The 10,661-nt window shown below is 75.6% G+C and carries 7 protein-coding genes; 1 reads left to right on the top strand and 6 read right to left on the bottom strand.

What is annotated here, in order from left to right; all coding sequences use genetic code 11:
* The 4 genes from ACFWOG_RS03940 to ACFWOG_RS03925 form a co-directional block, all read right to left on the bottom strand.
* Nucleotides 1-534, bottom strand: a 534-nt coding sequence (locus ACFWOG_RS03940; RefSeq protein ID WP_380354463.1) for a helix-turn-helix domain-containing protein, incomplete at its 3' end; no start/stop codon positions are given.
* A gap of 83 nt (nt 535-617) precedes the next feature.
* Nucleotides 618-1,610 (bottom strand): ABC transporter ATP-binding protein, encoded by a 993-nt coding sequence (locus ACFWOG_RS03935; RefSeq protein WP_380354460.1) that lies wholly within the window; start codon nt 1,608-1,610, stop codon nt 618-620.
* Nucleotides 1,611-1,689: 79 nt separating this feature from the next.
* Nucleotides 1,690-4,500, bottom strand: coding sequence for an FtsX-like permease family protein (locus ACFWOG_RS03930; RefSeq protein WP_380354457.1), 2,811 nt, complete (start codon nt 4,498-4,500; stop codon nt 1,690-1,692).
* Complete coding sequence (locus ACFWOG_RS03925) at nt 4,497-7,859, bottom strand: PT domain-containing protein (RefSeq protein WP_380354455.1); 3,363 nt, start codon at nt 7,857-7,859, stop codon at nt 4,497-4,499. The genes ACFWOG_RS03930 and ACFWOG_RS03925 overlap by 4 nt, the downstream gene beginning before the upstream one ends.
* Before the next feature lie 337 nt (nt 7,860-8,196).
* Between ACFWOG_RS03925 and ACFWOG_RS03920 the strand changes: the two genes are divergently transcribed.
* Entirely contained in the window at nt 8,197-8,910 is a 714-nt protein-coding gene (locus tag ACFWOG_RS03920) for an ABC transporter ATP-binding protein (RefSeq protein WP_329875726.1), read from the top strand.
* A gap of 180 nt (nt 8,911-9,090) precedes the next feature.
* On the opposite strand, the gene ACFWOG_RS03915 is transcribed toward ACFWOG_RS03920, so the two are convergent.
* A complete protein-coding gene (locus ACFWOG_RS03915; RefSeq protein WP_380354452.1) occupies nt 9,091-9,558 on the bottom strand; it encodes a hypothetical protein in 468 nt (155 codons plus the stop codon).
* Nucleotides 9,559-9,741: 183 nt separating this feature from the next.
* Nucleotides 9,742-10,659, bottom strand: coding sequence for a LysR family transcriptional regulator (locus ACFWOG_RS03910; RefSeq protein ID WP_329947695.1), 918 nt, complete (start codon nt 10,657-10,659; stop codon nt 9,742-9,744).
* Nucleotides 10,660-10,661 lie beyond the last annotated feature (2 nt).

The raw sequence follows: 10,661 nt of genomic DNA, 5'->3' as shown, positions 1-10,661 counted from the left end.
GTCGTGGATCACCACGAGGACCGCGGCCGGCCCGGCGCCGGTGGAGCGGCAACGGTGCGGCAGCGCCGAGTTGAAGTAGACGCTGTCGCCCGGCTCCAGCCGCACGGTCTGCTCCGGGAACTCCAGCTCGACCGTCCCCTCGTGGACGAAGAGGAACTCCTCGCCCGCGTGGGACTTGAATGGCGAGTCACCCAGCTCGGTCGGCGGGTGCATCATGAACGGCACCATCTGCTTGCCGGTCAGCCCGGTCGCGATGCCCTCGTAGTGCGGGGTCCCCGGGCCGGTGCCCCCCGCCATCGGCGTCCGCTCGCCGGCCCGCACCACGGTCACCAGCTCGGGCTCCACCTCGTCCGAGAACAGCCGGCTGACGTCCACGTCCAGCGCGTGCGCGAGCTTGAGCGCGGTGGAGATCGACGGGTCGCTGAGGCCGCGCTCCACCTTGGACAGGTAGCTCTTGGTCACCCCGACCTTGGCCGCCAACGCCTCCAGGCTGAGCCGGTTCTGCTTCCTCAGCACCCGCACCCGGCTGCTCATCGCGCCACCTCTCGCCCCGGAACGTTCCGGTCCAGTATCCCATCCGCGCCCGCCGCGCCTCCACCGCGCCCGCGCCGCGGCCCTCAGTGCCCTTCGAGGTCGTCCGGGCGGACGGAGATGTGGTCGGGAGCGAGCTCCACGGCCACCCGGTGCTCCATGCCGAGCGCCTCCAGGAACTTCGCCGGCAACTGCACCCGGCCGGTGCGGTCCAGCATCACGTACTCGGTCTCGTTCACCGACTCCTCGCCGTGCTCGTCGGTGAGCGTCCGGCGGAGCACCTCGCTGCTGGTCCGGCCGTCGCGGATCGCGACGGTGCGCCGCACCTCGCCGGCCACCATCGGGTCGTGGGTGACGATCACGACCGTGGCGCCGAGGTCCCGGTTGACGGTGCGGAAGGCCTCGAAGATGCTCGCCCCGGTGTCCGAGTCGAGCTCACCGGTCGGCTCGTCGGCGAGCAGCACGGGCGGGTTGTTGGCCATGCCGACCGCGATGGCGACCCGCTGCTGCTGGCCGCCGGACATCTCGGAGGGGCGCCGGTGGGCGAGGTCGCCGATCTCCAGGGCCTCCAGCAGTTCGGCGACCCGGGCCGCCTGGCGGCGGGAGGCGCTCCGGGTGGAGCGGCTGCCGCTCAGCTGCATCGGCAGGGCGATGTTCTCGGCGGCGGTGAGGAAGGGCAGCAGGTTGCGGGCGGTCTGCTGCCAGATGAAGCCGACCACCTCGCGGCGGTAGCGCAGGCGCTCGCGGGCCGACATCTCCAGCAGGTCGCACCCCGCCACCGTCGCGGTGCCGGCGGTCGGCACGTCGAGGCCCGCCAGGATGGTGAGCAGCGTGGACTTGCCGCTGCCGGAGGCGCCGACCAGGGCGACCAGGTCGCCCTTCCGGATGGTCAGTTCCAGGCCCTGGAGGGCCTGCACCTCGACGCCCTGGGCGCTGAAGATGCGGACCAGGCGGTCGCAGACGATGGCCGCGTCCGCATCTCCGAAGGCCTTGGGCGCGGCGGCGGCACGCGCCCGTTCCTGCAGTTCCTGGAAGGTGGGGACCGGGACGGCCGTCTGTTCCTGGGCGCTGCTGTTCACCGCTGCACTCCTCTCGTCGACGCTGTGCTTCTGTCGCGGTCGCACTGTCGTGCTTCCGTCGTGTGCCGGACCGGGACGCTCATTGCTGGTCCCCCGCCCGGAGTTCGGTGGCGATCTGGCGGCGGCCGGAGACCAGTGCCTCCGCGACCACGCCCGCCGAGACGAGGGCCGCGAGGCCGACCGTCTGGAGCAGGACCGGCGGGACGGCGACCGGCAGGCCGGCCGGGATCGCCGCGCCGACCAGGGTGGACAGGTCGAACGCCGGGCCGAGCAGGGCGACCGCGGCGACCGCGACCAGCCCGCCGCCGACCGCCGCGACCAGCGTCTGCGGCAGGGTCTCCACCAGGATCAGGAAGAGGCCCTGGCGGGGGCGCAGGCCCATCGTCCGCAACCGGGCCAGCAGGGCGGCCCGTTCGGGCGCGGCCCGTACGAGGGTCAGCAGGACCGCGAGCAGGGCGAGCACCCCGGCGCCGAGCACGGCGACCCAGAACAGCCGCTCGGCGGACTCCTGGAGCGGATCGTCGCCGAGCTCGGCGACCACGCCCGCACCGGTGCGCACCGTGTACCCGGCGGGCAGTGCGTCCTTCTCGGCCGTCGCGCCGGTGACCCGGCCCTTGGTCGCCGTGGCGGCGATCAGTTCGCGCACCAGCCGCTTCAGCTCGGCCTCGTCGACGGAGCCGGCGGCGAACCAGAGGTTGGGGCGGCCGAGTTCCGGTGCGCGGGCGACGGCCGGCGCGGCGGGAAGGACGACGAACATGCGGCCGTCGCCCTGGAGGGCGGGCGTGCCGTCGACGGTCCCGACCGCCCCGACGAGCAGTTCGCCGCCGCCGGGCAGCCGGAGCCGGTGCCCGGTGGCGTCCCCGGCGAGCTTCTCGGCAAGGGCGGTGGAGACCAGCGCCGGCAACGGGGCGTCGGGGCCCTCGGATCCGCCGGCCAGGACGGCCGGGTCGAACGCGCCGTGGCCGAGCGAGCGGGAGATCGCCGCGTACGCGACCGGATCGGCGACCACGGCGGAGATCCGGGTGGAGCCGCTGCCCGTGCCGAGCAGGAACACCTCGGTGTCGGACCAGACCGGGGCGGCGTCCCGGACCCCGGGGAGCGCGGCCGCCGCGGCGGCGAAGGCGGGTGTGACGTTGACGCCGATCGGGAGCAGGACCGAGGCGTCGCCGCCCACGGTGAGCCGGGCGGCACGGGTCCGGGCCGACTCGACGGCGTCGAGGACGGTGGCCCCGAAACCGGCGGTGGTGACGGCGAGCAGGAGGGCGAGCAGCGGCAGGACGGAGGGTCGCGGCCGGGTGTCGGTACCGCGGGCGGCGCGGGCCAGCCCGAGGAAGCCGACCACGCCGGGCCGCCGGCCCGCGGCCCTGGCGAGGGCCCCGACCAGCAGCGGCTGGATCCGGGCCAGCACCAACCCGCCGGTGAGGGCGAGCAGCAGCGGCGACGCGACCAGCAGCGGGTCCAGGCCGTCGCCGACGGGCGCGACACCGCGCCGCCGGACCTCGGCCACGGCCGCCACGGTGAGGGCCAGCACGGCGAGTTCGCCGACCAGCCGGCGCCGGGCGCCGGCGGCGCGGGGCCGCGACCAGAGGAGTGCGGCGCGGACCGGGAGGGCGAGCAGGGTGAACAGGCCGACGCCGAGCGCGGCCAGGACGGCTCCGCCCCAGCGCGGGGTGGGCAGCAGCCACAGGGCGAGCGCCGTCGCCAGCGCGGCGGCGGGCAGCACCGTGACGGCGCCCTCGCCCAGCAGCCGTCTCGTCACACCGCCGCGCGAGCCGCCGCGGGCCTGGAGCAGCCGGAGTTCGGCCGTACGCCGGTCGGAGGTCAGCGCGGCGGCCAGACAGAGCACCACCACACCGACCCCGGCCAGACCGGCCGGGCCGAGCGCGGCGAGCGGGGCGACGGCCTGCTGCCGGGCGGTGGCCTGGGTGAACAGCTGCGGCAGCTGGGAGTTGATCCGCAGGTCCGGGTGGTGGGTGGCGGCCATCAGCGCGGTCGCGGTGGGACCCGTGAGGTAGGAGGCGATCTCCTGCTGCACCCGGGGCAGTTGGTCGGCGCGCAGGCGGTCGACGTCGAGCGGCAACCGCCAGAAGTCCTGGGCGCCGGTCTCCCAGCCGTCGACCCGGTCGAGGGCGCCCCCGGCGACCATGCCGGTGACCCGCCAGTAGGCGTCCGGGAACTTGCCCGTGGTGTAGGCCAGGCAGGCCTGCACGGGGCAGGGCAGCTCGGTCCAGTACGGGTCCTCCGGGGCCGGGGCGGTGAAGAACCCGACGACCTCGGCCTGGGGTGCCTGGCCGGTGACGGACTCCGTGGTCCGGAGTACGTCACCGAGGTGGATGCCGACGGTGTCCGCGGCGTTCTTGCTGATCGCGATCCGCACGGGGGCGCCCTGCGGGCCGACCTCCGGCCAGCGGCCCTCGACCAGCGTGGTGCGGTCGCCGAGGCCGTTCACGTAGAGCAGGTCCATCATCGGGAGGACGCCCTCGGGCATCGCGAGCCCCGGGTTGGCCAGGGTGCGGGGCTTGCCGCTGCGCGCGCCGTAGACCGGGCCGCCCGGGGCGACGCCGAAGGTCCTACCGGTGTGGGCGGTCAGCTGCGCGGCGGCGTCGTCGAGGTCCTTGGCTCCCCCGCTCAGGCGCGAGGTGGCGAACAGGCTGGTCGCGGCGGGGCCGCGGTCCTTCAGGAACTCGCGCAGCCCCTGGTCGGCCGTCCGGTCCAGGATCCTGGGGAAGGCGGCGGCCAGGAAGACGGTGCCGAAGGCCAGTGCCGCGGTGAGCAGGGCGGCGAGCGGCGTCGCCCGCAGCCTGGTGCGCACCCAGGGCGCGGGGCGGTGGGCGGCGGAGGGGAGGGCGGTCGCCCTGCCCGTGCCGTCCGTTCCGGTCGGGCTGGTCACATCTCCTCCATGTTCCGGAGCCGTTGGGCCACGTCCCGGCGCCGGCGGCCGCCGAGGAGGGCCGAGAGCAGCGGGACGGCGGCGATCACGACGGCCAGGAGCACCGCGGTGCCGACCGGCAGGTCGACCACGGCCTCCGGGACGGGACGGCGGGCCGCCGGGGTGAGCACCACGAGCGGCACGATGAGGTGGACGATCAGGGCGCCGAGGCCGAGTCCGACGAGGCTGCCGAGGCCCACCAGGACGGCCTGTTCGGAGGCCGCGGTGCGAACCAGACGGCGCCTCGGCGTACCGAGGGCGAGCAGCAGCGCGAACTCACGGGACCGTTCGCCCGCCGCGGCGGCCGAGGCGGCGCCGAAGCCGATCGCGGCGAGCACCGTGGTGACGACCGCGATGGCAGCGAGCGCGTTCTGCGGGGCGGCGCTGAGCGGGTCGCCGGTCAGTGCGGCGGCGACCTCCTCGCGCAGTTTCAGGTCCGGCGTGCCGGGGGCGGCGCGCAGGGCGGCGGCGGCCCGGGCGGGTGCCGGGTCGTCGGAGCCGGTGGCCGGCAGCCACCACTCGGCGGGGACGGGGGTCTCCCGGCCCTCGGCGGCGAGCGCCCGGCTGACGGTGGCGAGGTCCAGCAGGAGGGACTTGTCGCCGACGACCGGCAGGGACTCGACGACCGCGCTGATCCGCACCCGCAGGACGGTGGGGCCGACGGGCACCCGGACGGTCTCGCCGACGGCCCCGCCGTTGGCGGTCAGGAAGCCCCGGGTGGCGACGCCGGCGACCTCCTGCGGCGTGCCCGCCGCGGCGGCTCCGGCCGCAGCCGCCGCGACCGGCGTGTAGACGCCCCGGACGCTGCCGGAGGCTCCGTTGACCGGGCGGTAGCGCACCTTGAACAGCTGCTGGGCGTCGGCCCCTCCGAGGCTGCCCTCGGTGGCGAGGACGCCGCTGACCGCGGAGCCGGTGGGGGCCCAGGTCAGACCGGCCGGGACCTCGGCGGGCACGGCGGGAGCGTCCGCCGCGTCGGCGGCGGAGATCCGGCGGACGGTCAGCTCCCCGCCGTCCCGGACGTCCGCGGAGACGATCAGCCCCACGACCGAGAGCGGTGCGGACGCCGTGCTGAGCGGGGCGTCCGTCAGGGCGCGCAGGTCGGCGGTGGCGCGGCCCTCGCCCGAGGCGGGGACGCCGATGAGGGGGGCCTGGAAGGTGAGGCCGTAGCGGTCGCGCAGCAGCACCCAGACCTCCGGTCGGCCCTTGGACGGTATGACGTAGCTGTCGCGCGGGTTCTCGGCCTGCTCCCTGGGCACGAACGTGACGTCGGCGTCGATCCGTTGCGGTCGGCCGGGCAGCGGTACTCCGGCCGCCGCCCCGGTGGGCGCGGCCTGGGCCAGGGGGTCGAACAGCGTGTGCGGGTCCTGGTTCTCCAGCAGGTCGGAGCGGACCGGCACGCGGTCGGCGAAACCGGCGGCGTCCAGGATGAGCACCTGCCCGTAGCCGTTGTCGGGGAGCGACTGCTCCTGCCGGACGACCGGGAGGACCCGGTCTCCTCCGGGCAGGGCGCTGTAGCGGCTGCCCTGGCCCATCGGAGCGGTCTTGGAGTTGTAGATCCTCAGCCCGCCGGCGGTGGTGAAGCTCGCCTGGTCCTGCTGGGAGGTGTTCCAGGTGGCGTGCTGGCCGAGTGCCAGGACGCCGGTGGAGACACCGAGGACGAGGAGGAGGACCGGCCCGCTGGCGCGGCCGGGCCGGCGGGCCAGCTGCCAGCCGACCAGGGCGGGCGCCAGGCCGCGACCGCGGGCGGCCAGCCGGGCACCGAGCCGGGCGGCCAGCGGCAGCAGCCGCAGCGCCAGGAGGGTGCCGGCGCAGAGCGCGAGGGTGGGGGTGGCGACCAGGACCGGGTCCAGGCCGAGCCGGCCGTCGGAGTCCGGGGACAACCCGCCGCTGTACTGCGAGAGTTGGTGGTAGGCGAGCACGGCCAGGGCGAGCAGGGCGAGGTCGGCGCCGGACCGGGCGGCGCCGGAGGCCAGGGCCTGGCGGCGGCCGGCCCGGCGCAGCACGGCCGACCCGGCGCCGCGCAGCACGGCGGGTACGGCGGCGAGCAGGACGCAGCCGAGCGCGCAGAGGACCGAGACCGGCCAGAGCGTCCAGCTGAGACCGGTGTCCAGCGGCACCCGGCGCAGCGGCCCGAAGCCGCCCAGGACGCGGAGCAGCGGCGGGGTGAGCAGGGGGGCGAGCAGCGCAGCGGGCAGGGCGAGCAGCGTCGCTTCCAGGGCGGTGAAGGCGCCGAGCCGGGCGCCGGACGCACCACGGGCGGCGAGCAGGGCGTTCTCGGACTGCTGACGGGTCGCGATCAGGTGGACGACCAGGAGCAGGGCGGCGGCGGCGAGGACGATCAGCTGCAGGGCGCCGATCAGCAGGGTCGACCGGGCGACCAGCGCGCTGGACTCCAGTTCGTCGAGCAGGTCGGGGAGTTCGCTCCGGGCGATCAGGCCGCCGTTCTTCGCGAGCTCGTCGCCCAGCCCGGCGGCCCGGGCGCGCAGGGCGTCGACGGTGGCGGGGGCGGTGCCGGCGAAGTCGGCGTCGAGCAGCCAGCTGCGGCCGTTCTGCGGGACGCCGGCGACGGTGAAGACACTGTCGTCGACCAGCAGGGGGCCGTAGGTGGTGAAGCCGCCGGCCTGGATCTCGCGCCCTTGCAGCGGATCGAGCCGCCAGTAGAGGTCGGCGGCGTCGGTGGCGCGGTAGAGGCCGGTGATCCGCACGGTGAGCGGCGCGCCGCCGTAGCGGTCGGCGAGCCGGACGTCCACGGGCAGCGCCTCGGCGGTGAGGCCCAGCCGGGTCAGGACGGTCTGCGGCACGGCCGCCTGGACGGGGCCGCCCGCGCCGCCGGCGGTGGCGACGGCGGGCAGGGTGCCGGCGAGCACGGTGACGCGCTCCCGGTCGAGGGTAGCGAGGAGGGTGAGGTCCGCTTCCTTGCCCCCGGGCTGGCCGGTCGGCTGGCCGGTGGCCTGGCCGCTCGGCTGCCCGGTGGCCGCACTGCTCGGCCGGCTGCCCGACTGCGTGTCCGGCAGCCCGTAGGAGCGGCTGCGGGCCAGGCTGTGGACGGTGGTGGGGAGTTCGCCGAAGAGGGCGCGGTTGTAGTCCGCGACCGCCGTCTCGTCCTTGGCCCGCTTGTCCAAGCCGTGCTCGGAGTTGACCACCACCGTGGTCCGCGGGTGGCCCGCGCCCTGGAGCGCCTGGCGCTGACCGACCTCACCCACGGTGCGCTGGAACGCCACCAGTGCGGTGAGCACCGCCGTCGTGATCAGTACGGTGAGCAGCGCCGCACTGGCCAGGGGCAGTCGCCCGCGCAAACGGCGCACGACAAAGCCGAGCATCCTGATTCCTCCCCCGGTCCATCATGGTCCCCGCGCCGCTGCCCCTACGGGCAGACTTGTCCCATTACGCGGATGGGCGCCCTCGGCGCACCGATACGGTGATCACCGGCACTTGATCACCGGATAGCGGACGATGCTGTCAGATCCGGCCAAAGAAAGGAAGGGACTTGCGCGAATCATGTAAGTAATGAGCAAATGCTCCGCACCGCAGCGCTGTTGCGGCTGACAACAGGTCAAGCCGCTCGGCTTTTGCGTGACCGATAGCCATGAACACCTCAGCCCTTTGCCCCCGGCAAGGAGCCCCGTAGGAACACCCGAACACCGAGGGGACGTCGTCATGACGCAGCAACCGGTCGGCACCGTCACGGCTCCCATGGTGGCCGTGACCGATCTCCGACGCAGTTTCGGATCCGGTGAGCGCGCCGTCCACGCGCTGCGCGGGGTCAGCTTCTCCATAGGCAAGGGCGAACTCACCGCCCTCAAGGGCCGGTCCGGCTCCGGCAAGACCACGCTGCTCAACCTGGTCGGCGGCCTCGACAGCCCGAGCGGCGGCACCATCACCCTCGACGGCACCGACATGGGAAGCCTCGACGAGGAGGGCCGGCTCGCCCTTCGCCGCGACCGCCTCGGCTTCGTCTTCCAGTCCTTCGGCCTGCTCCCGGTGCTCACCGCCGCCGAGAACGTCGGCGTACCGATGCGGCTGCGGAAGGTCCCCGCGGCCCAGCGCGAGGAGCGCGCCCACACCCTGCTCGCCCTGGTCGGGCTCGCCGACCACGCCAACCAGCGTCCCGGCGAACTCTCCGGCGGCCAGCAGCAGCGCGTCGCCATCGCCCGCGCCCTGGCCAACGAGCCCGACCTGATCATCGCCGACGAGCCGACCGGCCAGCTGGACTCGGAGACCGGCCGCGCGATCATGCAGCTGCTGCGCGCGGTGGTGCGCAGTGAAGGGGTGACCGTCCTGGTCGCGACCCACGACCCGACCCTGATGGAGCTCGCCGACCGGGTGGTCGAGCTCCGCGACGGCCGGATCGTCGAGGAACCCGCCGCCTGAGCCCGGACGCCACCTGCCGCCGGTCCCGCCGTCGGCCACTGTCGGCCGGTGGCGTCCGGGGGCGCGGCGGCCGCCCGGGGCCCGGGCGGGGGGGGCCCCCCCGGGGGGGGGCCCCCGCGGGGGGGTGCACGCCCCGGCCGCCGTCCCGGGCCGCGGTGCGGCGGCCCCGGGCGGACGGGCCTACAGGACCTCGATGTCGAACGTGGCGGAGTTGTCGGCCGGGGTCCGGTCGCCGGGGAGGGCGACCTCCACGGTTCCCCGGAGGACCTCCGGGTCCATGCCCGAGGCGACGGAGATCCGGACCTCGGCGCCGGCGGTGGCACCGGAGTCCAGGCCGGCCGGGAACGTACAGGTCACGGTGTGGCCGTGCGGTCCGGTGGAACAGGTGCCGCCGGGGGCCGTGCCGGTGCCGACGACCCCGGGCGGCAGGTGGACGGCCAGGGTGAACGGCTCGGTGGTGGCGATGCCACCGGTGTTCCTCACCACGGGGTGCAGGAACGTGAAGCCGCCGTCGTGGACGGGCGCGGGATCGGCGACAGTGACCGCGAGGTCGGCGCCGCAGACGGTGGCCGCCGCGACCGGACCGGCGGTCAGGAGCACCACCGCGCAGGCGGCCCGGAGGGATCGGTGGAACAGGTTCTGGGACATCGCGCTCACCCGTTTCGTCGCTGCTCGGGCGCGGGCCGGGTCCGGCCGCGCCACCGTCAGCATCGACGTGCCCCACCGCCGGGCGCGCGGGACACGGCGGCGGACCACTCGGACGGGTGGGCGCACCCGCGGGTGCGTGGGGTGTGGGGCGTGGGACCGTCGCCGGTGCCCGAACCCGTGCGCCTACGCCCGGGCCGGGCCCGGCGCCGCCCGGACGGCCGCGGCCAGGGCGCCGGCGAAGCCGCGGACCGCAGCCGACTCGTCACCGGCGCGCCACACCAGGCCCAGGGCGGAGTCCGGCAGACCGGTGACGGGCAGGTAGCAGAGGTCCTCGCGCCGGTGGTGGTCGGCGGTCGGCCGGCAGAGCAGCATGGCCCCCTGGCCGCCGGCGGCCAGCGAGAGGCCCTCCTGCAGGGTGCGGACCTCGGGACCGGTGGGGATCGGGACGCCGTCGGGCGTGCGGTCGGGCACCTGGGCCCGGCGCCAGTAGGCGGGCGCGGTACGCGCCAGGTCGATCAGGGTCGTGCCGGCGAGCTGCTCCGCGTCGACCGAGGCGGCCCCGGACCACGGGTGGTGGTGGGCGACCGCGAGGTAGTGCGGCTGCCGGGAGAACACCAGCCCCAGGGTCAGGCCCTCCTCGACGACCGGCAGCAGGACGACCGCGGTGTCCACGTCGCCCCGGCGCACCGCGCCGAACGGGTCGGCCAGCGGGAGTTCGGTGATCTCGACGGCGCAGTCGGGCCGTTCCCGCCGGAACGCGGTGACGGCGGCCGTGAAGCCGGCGCCGGCGCTGCCCTGGAACCCGACCCTCAGCAGCCCCCGCACCCCCTGCGCGGACGCGCGGGTCGCTCGGTCGACCGCGCCTCGCAACGCCGCGTAGGCGGGCGCGAGTTCGGCCAGGAAGTCCTTCCCGGCGGGAGTCAGCCGAACCCGGCGGCTGGTGCGGTCCAGCAGTCGGGTCCCGATCCGGCGCTCCAGCGAACGGACCAGCTGGCTGACCCGGCTCTGCGAGACCAGGAGCCGCTCGCCGGCACGGCCGAAGTGGAGCTCCTCACTGACGGCGAGGAAGCACTCCAGCTCCCGCAGGTCCGGACTGCCCATGG

Source organism: Kitasatospora sp. NPDC058406, assembly GCF_042722765.1.
In the GTDB taxonomy this organism is placed as follows: Bacteria; Actinomycetota; Actinomycetes; order Streptomycetales; family Streptomycetaceae; genus Kitasatospora.
The sequence above is the reverse complement of the archived record's forward strand: the minus strand, read 5'-3'. Positions and strand labels throughout refer to the sequence as shown.